Origin of the sequence: Kitasatospora sp. NPDC015120 (assembly GCF_043080305.1) — a bacterium.
Taxonomy (GTDB): Bacteria; Actinomycetota; Actinomycetes; order Streptomycetales; family Streptomycetaceae; genus Kitasatospora.
Genome location: NZ_JBIBVJ010000019.1, coordinates 91,474 through 111,292 on the forward strand (window position 1 = coordinate 91,474; position 19,819 = coordinate 111,292).

Consider the following 19,819-nt stretch of genomic DNA (forward strand, 5'->3'; position numbering starts at 1 on the left):
ATGGGCGCGGACGCGGTGCGCGGCACCCCGAAGGCCGTCTGGATCGTCTGGGCGCTGCTGGGCCTCAACACGCTCGGCTCCGCCGGGGCGAAGACCATCGTCCGGCTGCCCCGCTCGCTGATCCAGATGGCGACCATGGGCGCGCTGGTCTCCGCGTTCGCGCTGGCGCTCGCGCTCAACCTGCGGCTGCGCGTGCGGGCCAGCAGCTTCCTGGTGCTGCTCAGCCTGCTGCTGGTGCCGAGCCTGATCTCCAGCCTGCGCCTGGAGGTCGGGGCCGGGGCGCTGTTCCGCTGCGCCCGGCTGACGATCTTCATCGCCACGCTGTGGCTGCTCAGCCGCTGGTGGACGGGCGGCCTGCTGTTCGTGCGGACCCACATCCGGATGTACTTCGGGGTGCTCGTGCTGGTGGCCGCCGGGCTGGTCATCTCCCCGGGCACCGCCATGCCCGAGTACTACGGCGGGCGGCTGGTCGGCGCGCTGTGGCCGCTGACCCCGCCGCAGATCGGCCAGTACTCCGCGGTGATCATCGGCCTCACCGTGCTGCTCCTGCTGGGCCGCGAGACCACCGGGACCAGCGCGGCCGTGGTCATCGTGCCCACGCTCGTCCTGCTCGCGATGACCCACACCCGGACCGCCACGGTCGGCCTGCTCGTCGGGCTGGCGCTGGCGATCGGCTCGCTCCTGCTGACCAGCGCCGCCGCCCGGCGGTTCTTCACCTGGGCGGTGGTGAGCGCCGCGGTGGCCGCGGTGGCGTTCTCCTCCGCGCTGCAGTCGTGGTTCATGCGCGGGCAGAGCAAGGAGAACTTCTCCAACCTCACCGGCCGGGCCAAGGTCTGGGACGCCCTGCTGTCGGCGCCCCGGACGCTCCCGGAGCGGGTGTTCGGCGTGGGCCTGGGCGACAAGTCCTTCGGCGGGCTGCCGATCGACAACAGCTGGCTGGCCGTCTACAACGAGCAGGGCCAGGCCGGCATCGTCCTGGTGGCGGCCGTCCTGGTGGTGCTGTTCGGTGTCGCGCTGCTGCGCCCGCCCTCGCTGCCGAGGGCCTGCGCGATCTTCCTGATCAGCTACGTCGCCCTCTCCTCGTACACCGAGGCCGGGCTCGGCGACGCCTCGCCGTACCTGCTGCACCTGGCCCTGGCCGCATCGCTGCTCGCCACCCCCGCCGCGGCCGCGCCCGCGACGACGCCCCTGACGACGCCCGCGCTCCCGTGGCGGCTCACCGCCCGCCGGGAGCGGAACCGGGAGGTGACCTGACCATGCACGTCCTCGTGGTGCACAACCGCTACTCCTCGGCGCAGCCGAGCGGGGAGAACAGGGTCGTCGACGAGGAGTCGGCGCTGCTCCGGGCGGCCGGCCACCGGGTCGACCTGTTCGAGCGGCGCAGCGACGACATCGCCGCCCGGTCCCTGCCCGGCAAGGTCGCGGTGCCGCTGCTCGTGCCGTGGAACCCGGGCGTGCGCAAGGAGCTCGCCGCCCGGCTGCGCGCCGGGCGACCGGACGTGGTGCACGTCCACAACGTCTTCCCGCTGCTGTCGCCGGCGGTCCTCGCCGCCTGCGCCGACGCCGGGGTACCCGTCGTCGCCACACTGCACAACTACACCCAGGTCTGCCCGCCGGGCACGCTGCACCGCGACGGCCGGCCGTGCACCGAGTGCGTCGGGTCGGTGGCGGCGCTGCCCGCCGTCCGGCACGGCTGCTACCGCGACTCGCGGTTGGCGACGGTGCCGCTCGCGGTCAGCCTGTCGGTCAACCGGCGGCGCTGGTGGTCCGGCGTGGAGCGGTTCTTCTGCATCTCCGCGACGCAGCGCGACCTCCTGGTGCGCTCCGGGATGCCGGCCGAACGGCTGCTGGTGAAGCACAACTTCGTGCCCGAGCCGGGCGTCCGCCGGGAGGGCGCCGGCGAGCACCTGCTCTTCCTCGGCCGGCTCACCGAGTCCAAGGGCGTGCGGCTGCTGATGGCCGCGTGGGACGCGGTCGCGGCGGACGGCGGCGTGGGCGTGCCGCTGGTGCTCGCGGGCGCGGGCCCGCTGGAGGCCGAGGTGACCGCCTGGGCGGCGGGCCGCGAGGACGTGCGCTACGCCGGCCTGTACAGCCCGGAGCAGTGCCGGCAGGCGCTCGCCCGCTCGGTCGCCGTGGTGGCCCCCTCGATGGCCCGGGAGACCTTCGGCCTGGTGGTCGCGGAGGCGATGGCGGCCGGGGTCCCGGCCGTCGCCGCCGCGCACGGCGCGTTCGTCGAGCTCGTCGAGGACGGGGTGAGCGGCCTGCTGCACCGGCCGGGCGACGCGGACTCGCTCGCGTCCTGCCTGCGCCGGATCACGGCCGGGCCGGCCGCCAACCGGGAGATGGGCCGCACGGCCCGGCACCGATACGACCAGGACTTCAGCCCGGCCGTGGGGCTGGAGCGCCTGGTGGAGGGGTACCGCACCGCGATCGCGGGTCGGTCCGGCGGCGCCGACGGCGCGCCGCCGGTGGGGAACACCAACGCTGACCCGCGCCGGGGCACCCGCGCGGGCAGGAAATGGGGGCAGTAGATGACACGATGCCGACTCTGCGGCTCGACGGCGCTGGGGAGCGTCGTCGACCTGGGGGCGACCCCGCCGTGCGAGAGCTTCCTCGCCGCGGACGAGCTGGACCGGCCGGAGCAGACCTACCCGCTGCACCTGCGGGTCTGCACCGACTGCTGGCTCGCCCAGATCCCGCCGCTGATCACGCCGGAGGAGACGTTCACCCAGTACGCCTACTTCTCCTCGTACTCGACGTCCTGGGTGGAGCACGCCCGCGGCTTCGTCGCGGGGGCCGTGGAGCGGCTGGGCCTCGGCCCCGGCTCCTTCGTGGTCGAGGTGGCCAGCAACGACGGCTACCTGCTGCGGCACGTGGTGGACCGGGGCATCCGCTGCCTCGGCATCGAGCCGTCGGTGAACGTCGGCGGCGCCGCGCGGGAGGCGGGCGTGCCCACGCTCACCGAGTTCCTGGACCCGGTCACCGGCGCGGCCGTGCGGGCCGAGCACGGCCCGGCGGACCTGGTGGTGGCCAACAACGTGTACGCGCACATCCCCGACGTGATCGGGTTCACCCGGGGGCTGCGCGCCCTGGTGGCCGACGACGGCTGGGTCTCGATCGAGGTGCAGCACCTGCTGACGCTGATCGAGGAGAACCAGTACGACACGATCTACCACGAGCACTTCCAGTACTACACGGTGGCGTCCGCGGCCCGGGCGCTGGAGAGCGGCGGCCTCACGCTGGTGGACGTCGACCTGCTGCCCACGCACGGCGGTTCGATCCGGCTGTGGGCCCGCCCGGCCGAGGCGGCGGGCGAGCCGTCCGCGCGGGTGACCGACGTCCTGGAGCGGGAGAAGGCCGCCGGGCTGCGGGAGCTGTCCGGGTACACCGAGTTCTCGGCCCGCGTCGCCAAGGTCCGCCGGGACCTGCTGCGCTTCCTCGTCGAGGCCGCCGAGCGCGGCGAGACGGTCGTCGGCTACGGCGCGCCGGGCAAGGGCAACACCCTGCTCAACCACTGCGGCATCCGGCCCGACCTGCTGCCGTACACGGTCGACCGCAACCCCTACAAGCACGGCCGGTTCACCCCCGGCACCCGCATCCCGATCCTGCCGCCCGAGCAGATCGCCACCGACCGGCCGGACTACGTCCTCGTCCTCCCGTGGAACCTGCGGGAGGAGCTGACCGAGCAGCTGTCCTACGTGCACGCCTGGGGCGGCCGGCTGGTCTTCCCCGTCCCGGAGCTGACCGTCGTGGAGGTGAAGCCGTGAAGGTCGTCCTGTTCTGCGGCGGCTACGGACTGCGGATGCGCAGCGGGGCCTCCGACGACGTGCCCAAGCCGATGGCGATGGTCGGCCCGCGGCCGCTGATCTGGCACGTGATGCGCTACTACGCGTACTTCGGGCACACCGAGTTCATCCTGTGCCTCGGCTACGGGGCCCACCACATCAAGGACTTCTTCCTCAACTACGAGGAGACGACGTCCAACGACTTCGTGCTGCGGGGCGGGCGGACCGAGCTGCTGTCCACCGACATCGCCTCCTGGACGATCACCTTCGCCCAGACCGGCATCGAGTCGCCGATCGGCGAGCGGCTGCGCCGGGTGCGCCACCACCTGGACGGCGACGAGATGTTCCTCGCCAACTACGCCGACGTGCTCACCGACGCCCCGCTGCCGGAGATGATCGACGCGTTCGCCCGGCGCGACGCCGGCGCCTCGATGATGGTGGTGCCGCCGCAGTCCTCGTTCCACTGCGTGGAGCTGGGCGAGGACGGCCTGGTGGGGGGCATCACCGCGGTGAGCGAACTGCCGCTGTGGGAGAACGGCGGCTACTTCGTGCTCCGTCAGGAGATCTTCGACCACATCCCGGAGAACGGGGACCTGGTGGCCGACGGCTGCACCCAGCTGGCCAAGCGCGGCCGGCTGGTGGCGCACCAGCACCGCGGCTTCTGGAAGCCGACCGACACCGTGAAGGAACGGGCCGCGCTCGACCTCGCCTACTCCCGGGGCGACCGCCCCTGGGCGGTGTGGGAGCGGGACGGCGCGGGAGCGGGTCCGGCCGGCGGCGGCAGCGGCGCCGGGGCGGTGACCGGGTGATCCGGCTCGGGCCCGGGCGCCCGGAGCGGATCGTCGCGCTGGGGGCGCACTGCGACGACATCGCCATCGGCGCCGGCGGCACCCTGCTGGCGATGTGCCTGGCGCGCCCGGGTCTGCGGGTCGACGCGCTGGTGCTCTCCGGCGGCGGGGGCGAGCGGGAGCAGGAGGAGCGGGCCGCGCTCGCCGCCTTCTGCCCGGGCGCCGAGCTGCACCTGACCGTGCTGAAGCTGCCGGACGGCCGGCTGCCCGCGCACTGGGACGAGGCCAAGGCCGCGGTCGAGGAGCTGCGCGGGCGCACCGAGCCGCAGCTGGTCCTCGCCCCGCGCACCGAGGACGCCCACCAGGACCACCGCGGCCTGGCCCGGCTGGTGACCACGGCGTTCCGCGACCACCTGGTGCTCGGCTACGAGATCGTCAAGTGGGACGGCGACCTCGGCCGCCCGACGGCGTACCAGCCGCTGTCCCCGGAGGTCGCCGAGCAGAAGGTGCGGCTGCTGCAGGAGCACTACCCCTCGCAGCGGCACCGGCCCTGGTACGACCGGGAGGCCTTCCTCGGGCTGGCCCGGATCCGCGGCATCGAATGCCACGCGCGCTACGCCGAGGCGTTCGCCGTCGCCAAACTCGTTCTCGATCTGGAGGGTTGAACCTTGCGCGTACTGCTGACCGGACACCAGGGCTATCTGGGCACCGTGATGGCCCCGGTCCTGGCGGCCGCGGGGCACGAGGTCGTCGGGCTGGACGCCGGCCTGTTCGCGGACTGTCTGCTCGGCCCGGCGCCGGCCGACCCGCCGGGGCACCGGGTGGACCTGCGCGACGTCACGGCCGAGCACGTGGCCGGGGTGGACGCGGTGATCCACCTGGCCGCGCTGTCCAACGACCCGCTCGGCTCGCTGGCGCCGGACCTCACCTACGACATCAACCACCACGCCTCCGTGCGGCTGGCCCGGCTGGCCCGCGACGCCGGGGTGCGGCGCTTCCTGTACGCCTCGACCTGTTCCGTCTACGGGGCCGCCGGCGGCGACGACCTGGTGGCCGAGGACGCCCCGCTGCGCCCGGTGACGCCGTACGCGGAGTCCAAGGTGCGGGTGGAGGACGACCTGCACGAGCTGGCCGACGGCGACTTCAGCCCGGTGTACATGCGCAACGCCACCGCCTTCGGCCACTCGCCCCGGCTGCGGGCCGACATCGTGCTGAACAACCTGGTGGGCCACGCGCTGCTGTCCGGTGAGGTGCTGGTGCTCTCCGACGGCACGCCCTGGCGCCCGCTGGTGCACGCCGCCGACATCGCCCGGGCCTTCACGGCCGCGCTGGCCGCGCCCCGGGAGGCGGTGCACGACCGGGCGTTCAACATCGGCAGCGAGGCCAACAACGTCACCGTCGCCGAGATCGCCGCGCAGGTCGCCGAGGCGGTGGCCGGCGCCACGGTGCGGATCACCGGGGAGAACGGCAGCGACCCGCGGTCCTACCGGGTGGACTTCTCCCGGTTCCGGGCCGCGCTGCCCGGCTTCGACTGCGAGTGGACGGTGAAGCGCGGGGCGATCGAACTCGCGGACGCCTACCGCGCGTTCGGACTCACCCGGGAGGGCTTCGAACAGCGCTTCACCCGGCTGGCGGTGCTGCGTGCGGCGTCCGAGGCCGGCACCGTCGACGACACCCTGCGGTGGCGCCGGTGACCGCGGACGGCGAGGCGATGCACGCGCTGGTGGAGCGGCTGTACCCGATCTGCCGGAGCATCACCGGCGACGGGGTGCGCGCCACCCTGGACATCGTCGGCGAGTACCTCCCGCTGCAGGTGCACGAGGTGCCGACCGGGACCCAGGTGCTCGACTGGACGGTGCCGCAGGAGTGGAACATCCGGGACGCGTACATCGCCGACGGCACGGGACACCGGGTCGTCGACTTCGCCGCCTCCAGCCTGCACGTGCTCGGCTACAGCGTGCCGGTGTCGGCGGTCATGCCGCTGGCCGAGCTGCGCGACCACCTGCACACCCTGCCCGACCACCCGTCCTGGGTGCCGTACCGCACCAGCTACTACCAGCCGCAGTGGGGGTTCTGCCTGGCCCAGGAGACCCTGGACGCGATGCCGGACGGCGCGTACGAGGTGCGCATCGACTCCACGCTCGCCGACGGCCACCTGACCTACGCCGAGCACGTCGTACCCGGGCAGGTCGCCGACGAGGTGATCGTCTCCTGCCACGTCTGCCACCCCTCGCTGGCCAACGACAACCTGGCCGGCGTCGCGGTGGCGGTCTTCCTGGCCCGGGAGCTGGCGGAGCGCACGCCGTACTACACCTACCGGTTCGTCTTCGCGCCGGGGACCATCGGGGCGATCACCTGGCTGGCCCGCAACGCGGAGCGGATCGAACGGGTCAGGCACGGGCTGGTGCTGGCCTGCGCGGGGGACCGGGGCGAGCTGACGTACAAGCAGAGCCGGCGCGGTGACGCGGAGATCGACCGGGTGCTGCAGTACGTCCTGCGCACCTCCGGACGCCCGCACCGCGTCAACGCGTTCACGCCGTACGGCTACGACGAGCGGCAGTACTGCTCGCCCGGGTTCGACCTCGGCGTCGGCTCGCTCACCCGGACCCCGTACGCCGGGTACCCCGAGTACCACACCTCGGCGGACAACCCGGACTTTGTCTCCCCGGAGGCGATGGCGGACACGCTGGCGGTCTGCCGGGAGGCGTTCGCCGTGCTCGACCGCAACCGGCGCTACGTCAACCTCAGCCCCTACGGCGAACCGCAGTTGGGCCGACGCGGGCTGTACGACTCGCTCGGCGGGCGCAGCGACGCCAAGCAGGCCCAGCTGGCCATGCTCTGGGTGCTCAGCCTCTCCGACGGCGAGCACGGGCTGCTGGACGTCGCCGAGCGGTCCGGGCTGCCGTTCGAGGCCGTCGCCGTCGCGGCCGGCGCCCTGCACGGCGCCGGGCTGATCAAGGCCTGACGCCGATGACCACCGAGGAGGAGAGCAGCACGACGCCGGCGGCGCCGCCCGCGGGGACCGCGCGCGGCGGACGGGGCGGACGGGGCGGACGGGGCGTCGCCGGGCGGCTGTCCTGGGGCCTGGCCGACCAGGCGGTCTCCAGCATGACCAACTTCGCCGTGGGCGTCTTCGTGGCCCGCTCGCTGGGGGTGACCGCGTTCGGCGTGTTCAGCCTGGCCTGGCTGACCTACGGCCTGGTGCTCAACGTCGCCCGCGGGCTGGCCACCGACCCGCTGATGGTGCGGTTCAGCGGCGTGCCGGAGGCGCTCTGGCGCGCGGCGGCGGCCCGGTCCTCGGGGACGGCGCTGGTCATCGGCTCCTCCCTCGGCGCCGGGTGCCTGCTGGTCGGGCTGGGCCTCGGCGGACGGATCGGGCCCGCGTTCGTCTCGCTCGGCCTCGCCCTGCCGGCGCTGCTGCTGCAGGACTCCCGGCGGTTCGCGTTCTTCGCCGCCGGCGCCGGGCGGAAGGCCTTCACCAATGACCTGGTGCAGGGCGTCGCGCTCGTCCCGGCGATGGTCGTGGCGGCCCGGGTGGGCACCGTGGCCGCCTTCCTGCTGGCCTGGGGCGCCGCCGCCGCGGTGGCCGCCGGGTACGGCTTCCTGCAGTCCGGCATCCGGCCCCGGGTGACCGGGGCCCGCGGGTGGCTGCGCGAGCAGCGCGACCTCGGCAGCCGGTACCTGGTCGAGAACGTCAGCCTCAGCGCCGCCGGCCAGCTGCGGGCGTACGGGCTGGGCGCGATCGCCGGGGTCGGCGCGGTGGGGACGGTGCGGGGCGCCGAGCTGCTGCTCGGCCCCTTCCTCGCCCTGCTGATGGGCCTGTCCCTGGTCACCGTGGCGGAGGCGGCCCGGGTGCTGCGGCAGGCCTCGCACCGGCTCGGCGGGTTCTGCCTGCGGCTGGGCGGCGGGCAGGCCGCCGCCGCGCTGCTGTGGGGCGGCGCGCTGCTGCTGATGCCGGACCGGCTCGGCGAGCTGGTGCTCGGCGACGTCTGGCACTCCTCCTCCCAACTGATCGTGCCGGCCACCCTCGGCGTCGCCGGCGCGGGCCTGGGCACCGGCGCGGCGGCCGGGCTGCGGGCGCTCGCCGCGGCCCGGCGCAGCCTGCGCTGCCAGCTGTTCGCCTCCGCCTGCTACCTCGGCGGCGGGCTCGGCGGCGCCGCCCTGGCCGGTACGGCCGGCTCCGCCTGGGGCGTGGCCACCGCCACCGCCTGCGGCTCGGCCGTGTGGTGGCAGCAGTTGCGGGCCGCCCTGCGCGAACACCACCGCGCCCCCATGACCGAACCAGAGAACGACATCCCCGAAGTGAGGACGCCATGACCGCGGTTCCCCGGTTGAGCATCGGGCTGCCCGTCTACAACGGCGAGGAGTACCTCGCCGAGTCGCTCGACGCCCTGCTCGGCCAGACCTACGAGGACTTCGAGCTGGTCATCTCCGACAACGCCTCGACCGACGCGACCCAGGAGATCTGCCGCCGCTACGCCGCGCAGGACTCCCGCATCCGCTACCTGCGGCTGCCGCGGAACATCGGCGCCTCGCCGAACCACAACCGCGTGTTCGCCGAGTGCCGGGGCGAACTGTTCAAGTGGGCCTCGCACGACGACCTCTACGCCCGGGACCTGCTGCGGCGCTGCGTGGAGGCGCTGGACGAGCGGCCGGAGGTGATCCTCGCGCACGCCGACCAGGCGGTCATCGACGGCGACGGCCGGGTGAAGGTCCCCTACGAGTACGGGCTCGCCACCGCCTCGCCGCACGCGCCGGAGCGCTTCCGCAGCATGCTGTTCGAGCCCGGCGGCGACGACTTCTACGGGGTGATCCGGGCCGAGGTGCTGCGCCGGGTGAAGCCGCTCGACAGCTACCACCACGCGGACCGCACCTTCGTCGCCGAGATCGGCCTGCGCGGCCCCTTCCACCAGGTGCCGGAGCTGCTGTACTTCCGCCGCGACCACCCCACCCGCGCCGAGCGGGCCAACCCCTCCAAGCGCTCCCGGTGCGTCAACCTGGACCCGCGCCGGGCGGGCCCGCTGCACCCGACGCCGCGGCTGCTCGCCGAGTACGTCTGGGGGTTCGTCGCGACGATCCGGCGGGTGCCGCTGTCCCCCGCCGACCGGCGCGCCTGCTACCGCCACCTGGCCGCCTGGGCGGCCAGCCGCGTCCGGCCGGGCGCCGGCGAGCGGGTCGAGGACCGGGCGCCCGTCGACCCGGACCGGCTCGCCGTCCCGGTGGACGCACTGGTCGCCGGACGCGAGGGGAGGCAGGCATGACCTCGGCGGACAGAACCCCGGTGCGGGTGGGGGTGTTCGGCCTGCTCGGCTCCGGCAACCTCGGCAACGACGGCTCGCTGGAGGCCGTGCTGCGCTACCTGCGCGCCGAGCATCCGCAGGCCGTCGTGGACGCGCTGTGCGGCGGACCGGAGGCGGTCACCGACCGGTTCCGGATCCCCGCGACCCGGCTGCACTGGTACCGCGGGGAGTACCGGACCGCGTCGCGGGCGGGCTCGATGGCGGCGAAGGGGCTGGGCAAGATCGTCGACGCCGTGCGCACCGCCGCCTGGGTGCGCCGGCACGACGTGGTGATCGTGCCGGGCATGGGCGTCCTGGAGGCCACCCTGCCGCTGCGGCCCTGGGGCTTCCCGTACGCGCTGTTCCTGCTCTGCGCCTCCGGGCGGCTGTTCGGCACCCGGGTCGCGCTGGTCAGCGTCGGCGCCGCCGGGATCCGCAGCCGGCCCACCCGGGTCCTGGTGCGCTGGTCGGCGCGGCTGGCCGCCTACCGCTCGTACCGGGACGCCCCGTCCCGCGACGCGATGCGGGCGATGGGGGTGGACACCCGGCGCGACGAGGTCTACCCGGACCTCGCCTTCTCCCTGCCGGCGCCGGCGGCGGGCGCGCCGCAGGGCCCGCCGGGACCGGTCTGCGTCGGCGTCATGGCGTTCCACGGCGGGAACGACGACCGCGCCCGGGCGGAGGAGATCCACCGGCGCTACCTCGACGGCACGACCCGCTTCGTCCGCGCGCTGGTCGAGGAGGGCAGACCCGTGCGGCTGCTGTGGGGCGACGACGTCGACGAACCGGTGGTCGCCTCGATCCTCGCCGCCGTGGACTCGCCGCTGCTCACCGCGGCCTCGCCGGCCTCGCTGGCCGACCTGATCGAGGAGACGGCGGCCGCCGACACCGTGGTGGCGACCCGGTATCACAACCTGATCTGCGCGCTGAAGGCCGGTACGCCGACGCTCGCGCTCAGCTACGCGGCCAAGAGCGAGGCGCTGATGGCCCGGATGGGGCTGGGCGCGTACTGCCACCCGGCCCGGGAGGTCGACGCCGACCGGCTGATCGAGCAGTTCCGCACGCTGGAGAAGCAGTCGGCGGAGCTGCGGCGGACCCTCGCCGAACGCAACCTGGCCGCCACCCGGGAGCTCGAACGGCAGTTCGGCGCCCTGACCGCGGCCCTCTTCCCGGCGGCCGGCCACGGCCTCGACCACGACCTGACCCACAACCACTCTCCAGGGGAGGCTCCATGAGGGCGACCGAAGTCCCGGCGATCGCCGGTGCGTACCTGTTCCGGCCGACGCCGTACGCCGACGAACGCGGCTTCTTCTGCCGCACCTTCGACGCGGAGGTGATCCGCTCGGTGGGCCTCGACCCGGGCGCCTTCGTCCAGCACAGCCTGTCCCGTTCGGTGCGGGGCGTGCTGCGCGGCCTGCACCTGCGCTCCGGCGCCGGCGAGGCCAAGCTGGTGCGCTGTTCCTCCGGGGAGGTCTTCGACGTGGTGGTGGACCTGCGGCCCGGCTCGCCGACCTTCCTCGGCCGGGCCTTCTTCGAGCTGTCCGGCGAGACGCAGGCGAGCGTGTACGTCCCGGCCGGGTGCGCCCACGGATTCCAGGCGCTGACCGCGACCGCCGACGTCTCGTACCGGATCGACCGCCCGCACGACCCGGCCGAGGACGTGACGATCGCCTTCGACGACCCCGAACTCGCCATCCCCTGGCCGTTGCCGCCCACCTCGGTGTCCAAGCGGGACCGGGAGGCGCCGAGCCTCGCCGAGGTGCTGCGGCACGGGAAGGGATGAGGCCGGCATGAACATCCGAGACACCCACGCCCGGCACTCCGGGGAGTCCGGCCGGCCCGCGTCGCGGCGGGCGAACGAGCGGCTGCATGCCCTGATCCCCGGCGGCGCCCACACCTACGCCAAGGGCGACGACCAGTACCCCGAGGACCTGGCCCCGGTCATCAGCCACGGCCGCGGCGCCCATGTGTGGGACGTCGACGGCAACCGTTACGTCGAGTACGGCTCCGGCCTGCGCTCGGTCAGCCTCGGCCACGCCCACCCGCGGGTGATCGAGGCGGTGCGGCGGGAGATCGAGCGCGGCAGCAACTTCGTCCGGCCGTCCGTCGTGGAGATCGATGCCGCGGAACGCTTCCTCGCCACGGTGCCGACCGCCGAGATGGTGAAGTTCGCGAAGAACGGCTCCGACGTCACCACCGCCGCGGTCCGGCTCGCCCGCGCCGTCACCGGGCGCCCGCGGGTGGCCGTCTGCGGCGACCAGCCGTTCTTCTCCGTCGACGACTGGTTCATCGGCACCACGCCGATGTCCGCCGGCATCCCCGCCGCGACCACCGAGCTCACCGTGACGTTCCCCTACGGCGACCTGGCCGCCACGGAGGAGCTGCTCACCCGCCACCGGGACGAGATCGCCTGTCTGATCCTCGAACCCGCCGGCCACAGCGAGCCGCCGCCCGGGTACCTCGCCGGGCTGCGCGAGCTGGCGGACCGGCACGGCTGCCTGCTGGTCTTCGACGAGATGATCACCGGCCTGCGCTGGTCCGAGGCGGGCGCCCAGGGCCTGTACGGCGTCGTCCCCGACCTGTCCACCTTCGGCAAGGCGCTGGGCAACGGGTTCGCCGTCTCCGCGCTGGCCGGGCGCCGCGAGCTGATGGAGCGCGGCGGGCTGCGCCACCCCGGCGACCGGGTGTTCCTGCTGTCCACCACGCACGGCGCGGAGACGCACTCGCTCGCCGCGGCGATGGCCGTGCAGGCCACCTACACCGAGGAGGGCGTCACCGCCCGGCTGCACGCCCTCGGCGAGCGGCTGGCCGCGGGCGTCCGGGCAGTCGCCGCGGCCGCCGGTGTCGCGGACCACGTCGTCGTCCGGGGCCGGGCGAGCAACCTGGTCTTCGCCACCCTCGACGAGGAACGGCAGCCGTCTCAGCCCTACCGCACGCTGTTCCTGCGCCAGCTCCTGCTGGGCGGCGTGCTGGCGCCGTCGTTCGTGGTGAGCAGCGCGCTCGACGACGCCGACATCGACCACACCGTCGAGGTGGTGGCCGGGGCCTGCGCCGTCTACCGGAAGGCGCTGGACGCCGGTGACCCCACCCCCTGGCTGGCCGGCCGGCCGGTGAAGCCCGTCTTCCGGCGCCGGGCCTGAGCCGTCCGGGGTGAACCACCCGCCGTGAAGCGGTTGTGGTGAGGCCTGCTCGGTACGGCACCCGGGGCGCGCCGCCCGGTTCGGCAGGGGATCAGTGCGGCGCGTACCACCGACCGGTCGTCCGGTCGACCAGCCACCCGGTGGCCGGTGTCACCGCCAGCGCGGTGCACCAGCCACCGAGGGTGTCGGTCGGGTAGTGCGCGCCCAGCGCGACCTCCGCCCAGCCCATGACGGCGCCGGCCAGCAGCGCCGCCGCCACCACGAGCAGCGGGCCGGCCGTCCTGTCGCGGGCCGCGAGCACCGCCAGCACGAGGGTGAACGCCGTGAGGAAGGCGGTGTGCCCGCTCGGGTAGGAGAGGTTCGCACCGTGGATGGTGCGCCCCACCAGGTGCTTGAGCAGCGTCGCCGCCACCACGCTCAGGCCGACGCCGGTGAGCAGGAAGACCGCGGCGCGCGGCTGCCGCAGCAGCAGGCAGCCCGCGACCGCGGCCGCGACCAGCACCACCGCCCCCACCGGCTCCCCCAGGGCGTCGACGGCCAGCGCGACGTCCCGCCAGGGCGCCCCCACGCCGTCCACGGCGGCGCCGATCCGGGCGTCCACCGCGCCGGGTCCGCCCTCGCCGCCGTACACCACCCCGAGCAGGGCGACCCCCGGCGCCCCGAAGGCGGCCATCAGCGCGAGCCAGAGCCGCAGCGACGGGGCCAGCACCCCGGACCGGCCGCTCACTCCAGGCGATCCCATCCGAGCCCCCCATCGAGTCCGGCCGCGCCGGCCTGACCGACCGTCATGAACCCTGCGCGGCACCCCACTTCGCGGCCCCCCGGAGCCGGACCCATGCTACCGGCGCAGGACGACGGCCGGTCACGCCCGGCACACCCAATCCTCACCAACCGACATGCCTTTAAACAGCAGGACAACAACCCGTCACGGCTGTGAAATGTCGGCCATCGTTCAGAAATTGGTGTAGAATCATAGGCGCAAGGGGGCCTTGAGGCCGATGCCGAAGCCATCGGCGGGTCACCCGCAGGCAGGGGGAACAACGCCATGAACCACCACCTCGACACCGCGCGCGCCATCATCAACGAGCGGATGCGGGAGGCCGAGCAGCACCGCCTCGCCCACGCGCTGCACCTGAAGAACCGCGCCGAGGCCAAGTCCCGCCGGGCACGCATCCTGCTCGCCCGCCTCGGCGGCTGACACACCGGAGCCACCTCGCGGCCGGCGCGCACCGCACAGGTGCCCGGCCGCGCTCCCGTACCCCCGGGCGCCTCAGCCCCGCCGGCCGGACCGGCGGCGGGCGGTACCGAAGGCCCGCAGGAAGGTCTGCACACCGGTCCGGACGGCGGTGTCCAGGTCCGACGGCGCGACCGGGCGGGTACCGAGGGCCGAGAGCCCGGGCAGGTTCCCGGAGACCAGGGCGATGAACTGGGCCGCCGCGACGGCCGGGTCGTCCAGCTCCAGATGGCCCCGGTTCGCCAGGCTGGACAGCCGCCCGGCCAGAACGTCCACCACCGGCTGCGAGCCGCGCGCCACGACCTGGTCGTAGAGGTCGGGCAGCCGGGAGGCCTCCGCGTAGAGCAGCCGCTGCAGCGCCCAGCCCTCGTCACTGAGCTGACACTCCACCACGCGGTGCGCCACCCGCTCCAGTTCGCCTTCGAGGTCCTGCCCGTCGTCGGGCAGGGTGGCCAGCGCGGCGACGATGCGGTTGGCGGTGCGCTCGGCGCCGTCACGCATGACCACCCTGAAGAGGTTCTCCTTGTCCCCGAAGTGGTTGTAGAGCGTGGGCTTGGCCACTCCGGCGGCCCCGGCGATGGCGTCGATGCCCGCCTGCGCGTAGCCCTCGCGCGTGAACACCTTGACGGCGGCGTCAAGGATGGCGCTGCGCTTGTCGATCCGGCCACGGCCCGTCATCGGGAGTTCACGTTCGTTCACATTCCTCACAGTAGCGCACTCCTCCTGGTAGAACTGATCTGAACTGCTTAGTTCAGTTTGATGCCGGCCGCCGGCCGCCGGACAGGAAGAGGACCGCGCGCTCATGGAAGACATCTCCCCCCGGCTCGACCGGGAGCTGCTGGCGGGCTTCGTGGCCCCCGTGCCGGGCATGGCCCCGCTGCGCCCCGACGCGGCGGGGCCCGAGCGCCGGAACCTGGTGGCGCACGACCCGCAGGACCCGGACGCCCCGCCGGTGCCGGTGCGCGTCTACCTGCCCGCCCGGCCGGACGCCGCCCCCGCCGGACTCCCGTTGCCGACCGTGGTGTTCGTGCACGGCGGCGGCTTCACCGCGGGCGAGCAGCTGGAGTGGTTCGACCCGCTGTGCGAGCTGTACGCCGAGGGCGCGGGGGCGGTCGTGGTCTCGGTCGGCTACCGGCTGGCGCCGCGCCACCCCTACCCCGCCGCCCAGCAGGACTGCCGCACCGTGCTGCGCTGGCTGCGCCGCGAGGGCGCCGGCCTGGGCGCGGACGGCGAGCGGGTGGCCCTGGCCGGCAGCAGCTCCGGCGCCGCCGTGGTGACCGGGCTGACCCTGGCGCTGCGCGACACCGGCGAGGCGCTGCCGACGCTCCTGCTGCTGCACGCCCCGGTCCTGGACGACCGGCACCTGACCCCCTCCAGCCGGCTGGTCCAGGACCGGCGGACGTGGAACCGGCGCTCCTCGCTGGCCGGTTGGGCCGCCTATCTGCACCCGCTGCCGCCCGGCCACCCGGACGTGCCGCCGTACGCCGCGCCGGCCCGGGCCCAGCGGCTGGACGGCCTGCCGCCGGTCTACCTCTCGGTCGGGGACCTGGAGGTGGCCCGGGACGAGGTGATCGAATTCGGCCTGCGGCTGTCCCAGGCCGGGGTCCCGCTGGAGCTCCACGTCTTCCCCGGCGCGTACCACGGCTTCGACATCAAGGACCCGCAGGCGGGGATCAGCCGGCACTCGCTGGCAACTCAGGCGGACGCGCTGCGGCGAGCGCTGCATCCCGCGGACCGGACAATCATTGAACAAGCCAGTTCAGTCTGATTAACTATCAGGGTCAGTATTGATCGTTCGCGTCATTCCAGGGGCGAGAACCGATCGTTCATCGGTGCTCCGGTTCCGGAGCCGCTCTTCGAGGAGTACGGGGTGTCCGCCACGCGTGGCCTGCCAGGCATGCGCCTGCTGCTTGCCGCCACCCGCCGGGCCATCGACCTCTCCCGTACCGACAGCGCGCTGTGTCCCCAGCCGCGTTGCGCCCCCGCGCGGTCCACCGGCCCGTTCTGACCGGCCGGGCCGCGCGGCGGCCCTCGCGGCGCCCCCGACCCGTCCCCGGCGGCCCCGCCGCCGTCCGCGCGCCTCGGAGAGAAGCCCCGTCATGCCGTCGCACCCCGAAACCGCCACATCCGCCACCGCACTCCCCCGCACCGCACCGCGCCCCCCGGCCGCCCCCGGCGGCCGGTCCCGAACCACCGTCCGCAGCCGGAGGTTCCGCTCCAGACTCGGCCTCGCCGCCGCCCTGGCCGTGCTCCCGGCGACCGCCGCCTGCGCCGGTTCCGCGACCACGCCGAGCGGCGCCGCCGACGGCGGCAAGCCGGTGGACGGCGGCACCCTCACCCTCGCCGTCCCCTACGGCCCGACCTGCCTCGACCCCCACCAGGGCCAGGCCGACGCCCTGTTCTCCCGGGCCGCGCTGGACTCCCTGGTCTGGCAGGACGACAGCGGCACCATCCAGCCCTGGCTGGCGAAGTCCTGGACGATCTCCGACGACCAGAAGACCTACACCTTCGTCCTGCGCGAGGGCGTCACCTTCAGCGACGGCACCGCCTTCGACGCGGCCGCGGTGAAGGCCAACCTGGACCACGTGGTCGCCCCCGCCACCAAGTCCGCCGGCGCCGCCCAGCTGATCGAGAACTACCGCTCGGCGAGGGTGGTCGACCCGAAGACCGTCGAGGTCACCCTCGCCGCGCCCGCCTCCTCCTTCCTCACCGGCCTGGCCTCGCCCAGCCTCGGCATCGAGTCGCCCGCCACGCTGGCCGGCGACCCCAAGGCGCTCTGCTCGAAGATCGTCGGCACCGGCCCCTTCACCAGCGCCGAGGGCTTCACCCCGCAGCAGGGCATCACCTACCAGCGCCGCGCCGACTACGCCTGGGCCCCCGACGGCGCCGTCAACCGGGGCGCCGCCCACCTGGACCGGCTGACCGTGCGGATCGTCCCGGACAACGCCTCCCGCCAGGGCGCGCTGACCAGCGGCCAGGCCGACGCCGCCGCCGCGATCGCCCCGGTCAACGTGGCCAAGCTCAAGGCCGACCCCAAGTTCAGCGTGCACAGCGCCGTCTCCCCCGGCGTCCCCTGGAGCCTCAACCCCAACACCGAGAAGGGCCCGCTCACCGACGTCCGGCTGCGCAAGGCGCTGCGCAACGGCATCGACTGGCACCTGATCGTCCAGAAGCTCTACTTCGGCGTCTCCCCCGCCGCCACCGGCGCGCTCTCGCCCTCCACCCCGCAGTACGCGGCGAGCGTCGCCGGCCAGTACGGCTACGACGCCGCGGCCGCCGGGAAGCTGCTGGCCGACGCCGGCTGGACGGCGCGCGACGCCGAGGGCTACCGCACCAAGGACGGCAAGCGGCTGAGCCTGGACTTCCTGTACATCGGCGAGTACTTCGGCCAGTACACCGCCCTGGCCACCCAGATCCAGGCCGCCGCCAAGGACCTCGGCATCGAGATCCGCAACCAGAACCTGGACACCGGCACCTACGTCAAGCGCGTCCTCGCCGGGGACTACGACCTCCTCAACAGCAGCGCCAACAACTCCTCCCCGGACGCGCTGCGCCTGGTCTTCGGCAGCGCCCACGTCCCCACCGCCAAGATCGACAACAACGCCGCCCGCTACCGCGACGACCAGGTCGACGCCCAGCTCGCCGAGGCGCTCGCGACCACCGACGTGCAGCGGCAGAAGGCCCTGTACACCGCCGTCCAGCAGAAGATCGGCGACGACGCGGCGATCCTGCCCGTCTTCAACAACACCTACGTGCTCGGCACCTCGGCCCGGGTGCGGGGCGTCGTCTTCGAGCAGCAGAGCTTCCCCAACTTCGCCGACACCTGGCTCGCGCCGTGATGGGCGCCGCCCTCCGCCGCCTCGGCAGCGCCGTCCTGGTGCTGTGGGGCGCGGTGACGGTCGCCTTCCTCGCCCTGCACCTCACCTCCGGCGACCCGGTCGACCTGCTCACCGGCCTGCGCGGCACCAGCGACCAGCTGCGCGCCGAGATCACCCGCGAGTACGGCCTGGACCGGCCGCTGCCGCTCCAGTACACGACCTTCCTCGGCCATGTGCTGCGCGGCGACCTCGGCGACTCCTACGTGCTGCACCTGCCGGTGCGCACCGCGATCGGCCAGCAGCTCGGCCCGACCCTCCAACTGCTGGCCGCCACCGTGCTGGTGACCGTCGTCCTGGCCCTGGCGGCGGCCCTGCTGACCGCCGGGCGCCCGCGCGCGGTGCGCACCCCGGCCGCCCTGCTGGAGGGTCTGGGCGTCGCGGTGCCCGCCTTCTGGCTGGGCACCCTGCTGCTCGCGCTGTTCTCCTTCCGGCTGCGCTGGTTCCCCGCGCTCGGGGCGCCGGGGGTGGACGGGCTCGTCCTGCCCGCCCTGGCGCTGGCCGCCGCACCCGCCGCCGTGATCGCCCGGGTGCTGCGGCGCGGGCTGGAACAGACCCTGGACGAACCCTTCGTCACCACGGCCCGCGCCCGGGGCGTCGGCGAGGCGGCGGTCCGGCTGCGGCACGCGCTGCGGCACGGCCTGCTGCCGGTCACCACCCTGGTCGGCTGGCTGACCGGCTCGCTGATCGGCGGCGCGGTGGTGGTCGAGTCGGTCTTCTCCCGGCAGGGGCTGGGCACGCTCGCGGTCACCGCCGTCCGCAACAAGGACCTGCCGCTGGTCATCGGCATCGTGCTGGTGGCCGGGCTGGTCTGCGCCGTCGTCAACACCGCCGTCGACCTGTCCTACCGGCTGATCGACCCGCGCCTGCGCACCCGAGAGAGCTGAGGAGGAACCGTGGTCATCCCCCGCATCAGGCCCGGCGCCGCCCTGGGGCTCGTGCTGTGCGCCCTCCTCCTGCTGGCCGCGCTCGCCCCCGGGCTGTTCACCGGCACCGGTCCGGACGCCGCCGACCCCGCCGACAGCCTGCTGCCCCCCGGGGCCGCGCACTGGATGGGCACCGACGAGAACGGACGCGACGTCTACTCCCGGGTGGTGCACGGCGCCCGGCCCTCGCTGCTGATCGGCCTGTCCGCCTCCGCCCTGGCGCTGGCCGCCGGCACCCTGGTCGGCGTCCTGGCCGCCCAGGGCGGGCGGGCCGTCGACGGGGTCGTCGCCCGGGCGCTGGACGTGCTGATGTCCATCCCCGGCGTGCTGCTGGTGCTGCTGGTGGTCGCGGTGCTGGGCACCGGCACCGGCAACCTGGTGGCCGGCCTCGCCCTGGTCACCCTGCCCGGCTACGCCCGGCTGGTGCGCGCCGAGGTGCTGCGGGTGCGCGGCACCGACTACGTCGAGGCGGCCACCGTGCTCGGCTGGTCCCGGCTCCAGGTGGTCCTGCGGCACATCGTGCCGAACGCCGTCGGACCGCTGCTGGCGCTGGCCACCATCGGCGTCGGCGGCATGATCGTCACCGGCTCCGCGCTGAGCTACCTGGGACTCGGCCCGCAGCCCCCCACCGCCGAGTGGGGCGCGATGCTCGCCGGCAGCGGCGACTACGTCGAGGTCGCCTGGTGGACGGCGGTCTTCCCGGGCGCGGCGATCACCGTCACGGTGCTCGCCGTCTCGGCCGCCGGGCAGTGGCTCCAGGACCGGGCCGAGGGCCGGGTGGCGCGATGAACG

General features: G+C 74.4%; 19 protein-coding genes. 17 read left to right on the forward strand and 2 right to left on the reverse strand.

The genetic code is table 11. The features are described from left to right. From ACF1AK_RS29830 to ACF1AK_RS29885, 12 genes are read left to right on the forward strand one after another with little or no spacing between them, the layout of a single operon-like run. Window positions 1–1,254 carry an O-antigen ligase domain-containing protein gene (locus ACF1AK_RS29830; protein WP_391501943.1) on the forward strand — a complete coding sequence of 418 codons (1,254 nt, stop codon included), beginning with the start codon at window positions 1–3 and terminating at the stop codon, window positions 1,252–1,254. A 2-nt stretch (window positions 1,255–1,256) separates the two neighbouring features. Then, on the forward strand, window positions 1,257–2,531 hold the full coding sequence (locus ACF1AK_RS29835) for a glycosyltransferase (RefSeq protein ID WP_391501944.1): 1,275 nt from the start codon (window positions 1,257–1,259) through the stop codon (window positions 2,529–2,531). Beyond that, the gene (locus tag ACF1AK_RS29840; RefSeq protein ID WP_391501945.1) at window positions 2,532–3,767 is read left to right on the forward strand and encodes a class I SAM-dependent methyltransferase; all 1,236 of its coding nucleotides are present in this window, start codon (window positions 2,532–2,534) and stop codon (window positions 3,765–3,767) included. Further along, window positions 3,764–4,594: a glucose-1-phosphate cytidylyltransferase gene (locus ACF1AK_RS29845; RefSeq protein ID WP_391501946.1), complete on the forward strand. Its 831-nt coding sequence runs from the start codon at window positions 3,764–3,766 to the stop codon at window positions 4,592–4,594. Before ACF1AK_RS29840 ends, ACF1AK_RS29845 begins: the two co-directional genes overlap by 4 nt. Further along, window positions 4,591–5,238 carry a PIG-L deacetylase family protein gene (locus tag ACF1AK_RS29850; protein ID WP_391501947.1) on the forward strand — a complete coding sequence of 216 codons (648 nt, stop codon included), beginning with the start codon at window positions 4,591–4,593 and terminating at the stop codon, window positions 5,236–5,238. The genes ACF1AK_RS29845 and ACF1AK_RS29850 overlap by 4 nt, the downstream gene beginning before the upstream one ends. 3 nt (window positions 5,239–5,241) lie before the next feature. Beyond that, window positions 5,242–6,267, forward strand: coding sequence for an NAD-dependent epimerase/dehydratase family protein (locus ACF1AK_RS29855; RefSeq protein ID WP_391501948.1), 1,026 nt, complete (start codon window positions 5,242–5,244; stop codon window positions 6,265–6,267). Then, window positions 6,255–7,538, forward strand: coding sequence for a DUF4910 domain-containing protein (locus ACF1AK_RS29860; protein WP_391501949.1), 1,284 nt, complete (start codon window positions 6,255–6,257; stop codon window positions 7,536–7,538). Before ACF1AK_RS29855 ends, ACF1AK_RS29860 begins: the two co-directional genes overlap by 13 nt. A gap of 5 nt (window positions 7,539–7,543) precedes the next feature. After that, window positions 7,544–8,890, forward strand: coding sequence for a hypothetical protein (locus ACF1AK_RS29865; RefSeq protein WP_391501950.1), 1,347 nt, complete (start codon window positions 7,544–7,546; stop codon window positions 8,888–8,890). After that, the gene (locus ACF1AK_RS29870) at window positions 8,887–9,834 is read left to right on the forward strand and encodes a glycosyltransferase family 2 protein (protein WP_391501951.1); all 948 of its coding nucleotides are present in this window, start codon (window positions 8,887–8,889) and stop codon (window positions 9,832–9,834) included. Before ACF1AK_RS29865 ends, ACF1AK_RS29870 begins: the two co-directional genes overlap by 4 nt. After that, window positions 9,831–11,087, forward strand: coding sequence for a polysaccharide pyruvyl transferase family protein (locus ACF1AK_RS29875; RefSeq protein WP_391501952.1), 1,257 nt, complete (start codon window positions 9,831–9,833; stop codon window positions 11,085–11,087). Before ACF1AK_RS29870 ends, ACF1AK_RS29875 begins: the two co-directional genes overlap by 4 nt. Continuing rightward, a complete protein-coding gene (locus ACF1AK_RS29880) occupies window positions 11,084–11,635 on the forward strand; it encodes a dTDP-4-dehydrorhamnose 3,5-epimerase family protein (RefSeq protein ID WP_391501953.1) in 552 nt (183 codons plus the stop codon). The genes ACF1AK_RS29875 and ACF1AK_RS29880 overlap by 4 nt, the downstream gene beginning before the upstream one ends. Window positions 11,636–11,642: 7 nt before the next feature. Next, a complete protein-coding gene (locus ACF1AK_RS29885) occupies window positions 11,643–12,992 on the forward strand; it encodes a glutamate-1-semialdehyde 2,1-aminomutase (RefSeq protein WP_391501954.1) in 1,350 nt (449 codons plus the stop codon). 91 nt (window positions 12,993–13,083) lie between these two features. Here the strand turns inward: ACF1AK_RS29885 and ACF1AK_RS29890 are convergent, their stop codons facing one another. Beyond that, complete coding sequence (locus tag ACF1AK_RS29890; protein WP_391501955.1) at window positions 13,084–13,719, reverse strand: phosphatase PAP2 family protein; 636 nt, start codon at window positions 13,717–13,719, stop codon at window positions 13,084–13,086. A gap of 318 nt (window positions 13,720–14,037) precedes the next feature. Between ACF1AK_RS29890 and ACF1AK_RS29895 the strand changes: the two genes are divergently transcribed. Continuing rightward, window positions 14,038–14,190 (forward strand): hypothetical protein, encoded by a 153-nt coding sequence (locus ACF1AK_RS29895; protein WP_380288978.1) that lies wholly within the window; start codon window positions 14,038–14,040, stop codon window positions 14,188–14,190. A 72-nt stretch (window positions 14,191–14,262) separates the two neighbouring features. On the opposite strand, the gene ACF1AK_RS29900 is transcribed toward ACF1AK_RS29895, so the two are convergent. Beyond that, entirely contained in the window at window positions 14,263–14,925 is a 663-nt protein-coding gene (locus ACF1AK_RS29900) for a TetR/AcrR family transcriptional regulator (protein ID WP_391501956.1), read from the reverse strand. Window positions 14,926–15,028: 103 nt separating this feature from the next. Between ACF1AK_RS29900 and ACF1AK_RS29905 the strand changes: the two genes are divergently transcribed. The 4 genes from ACF1AK_RS29905 (at window position 15,029) to ACF1AK_RS29920 (ending at window position 19,816) form a co-directional block, all read left to right on the forward strand. Continuing rightward, the gene (locus tag ACF1AK_RS29905) at window positions 15,029–15,994 is read left to right on the forward strand and encodes an alpha/beta hydrolase (RefSeq protein WP_391501957.1); all 966 of its coding nucleotides are present in this window, start codon (window positions 15,029–15,031) and stop codon (window positions 15,992–15,994) included. A 331-nt stretch (window positions 15,995–16,325) separates the two neighbouring features. Next, complete coding sequence (locus ACF1AK_RS29910) at window positions 16,326–18,065, forward strand: ABC transporter substrate-binding protein (RefSeq protein WP_391501958.1); 1,740 nt, start codon at window positions 16,326–16,328, stop codon at window positions 18,063–18,065. Then, window positions 18,065–18,988 (forward strand): ABC transporter permease, encoded by a 924-nt coding sequence (locus ACF1AK_RS29915; protein ID WP_391501959.1) that lies wholly within the window; start codon window positions 18,065–18,067, stop codon window positions 18,986–18,988. The genes ACF1AK_RS29910 and ACF1AK_RS29915 overlap by 1 nt, the downstream gene beginning before the upstream one ends. Before the next feature lie 9 nt (window positions 18,989–18,997). Further along, a complete protein-coding gene (locus ACF1AK_RS29920) occupies window positions 18,998–19,816 on the forward strand; it encodes an ABC transporter permease (RefSeq protein WP_391501960.1) in 819 nt (272 codons plus the stop codon). Window positions 19,817–19,819: the final 3 nt, after the last annotated feature.

Excerpts from the sequence above, each read along its gene's own strand:
- ACF1AK_RS29910 (WP_391501958.1), top strand. The coding sequence starts at position 16,326 with ATGCCGTCGCACCCCGAAACCGCCACATCCGCCACCGCACTCCCCCGC.
- ACF1AK_RS29865 (WP_391501950.1), top strand. The coding sequence starts at position 7,544 with ATGACCACCGAGGAGGAGAGCAGCACGACGCCGGCGGCGCCGCCCGCG.
- ACF1AK_RS29830 (WP_391501943.1), top strand. The coding sequence starts at position 1 with ATGGGCGCGGACGCGGTGCGCGGCACCCCGAAGGCCGTCTGGATCGTC.
- ACF1AK_RS29905 (WP_391501957.1), top strand. The coding sequence starts at position 15,029 with ATGGAAGACATCTCCCCCCGGCTCGACCGGGAGCTGCTGGCGGGCTTC.
- ACF1AK_RS29885 (WP_391501954.1), top strand. The coding sequence starts at position 11,643 with ATGAACATCCGAGACACCCACGCCCGGCACTCCGGGGAGTCCGGCCGG.
- ACF1AK_RS29895 (WP_380288978.1), top strand. The coding sequence starts at position 14,038 with ATGAACCACCACCTCGACACCGCGCGCGCCATCATCAACGAGCGGATG.
- ACF1AK_RS29880 (WP_391501953.1), top strand. The coding sequence starts at position 11,084 with ATGAGGGCGACCGAAGTCCCGGCGATCGCCGGTGCGTACCTGTTCCGG.
- ACF1AK_RS29840 (WP_391501945.1), top strand. The coding sequence starts at position 2,532 with ATGACACGATGCCGACTCTGCGGCTCGACGGCGCTGGGGAGCGTCGTC.
- ACF1AK_RS29915 (WP_391501959.1), top strand. The coding sequence starts at position 18,065 with ATGGGCGCCGCCCTCCGCCGCCTCGGCAGCGCCGTCCTGGTGCTGTGG.
- ACF1AK_RS29870 (WP_391501951.1), top strand. The coding sequence starts at position 8,887 with ATGACCGCGGTTCCCCGGTTGAGCATCGGGCTGCCCGTCTACAACGGC.
- ACF1AK_RS29835 (WP_391501944.1), top strand. The coding sequence starts at position 1,257 with ATGCACGTCCTCGTGGTGCACAACCGCTACTCCTCGGCGCAGCCGAGC.
- ACF1AK_RS29875 (WP_391501952.1), top strand. The coding sequence starts at position 9,831 with ATGACCTCGGCGGACAGAACCCCGGTGCGGGTGGGGGTGTTCGGCCTG.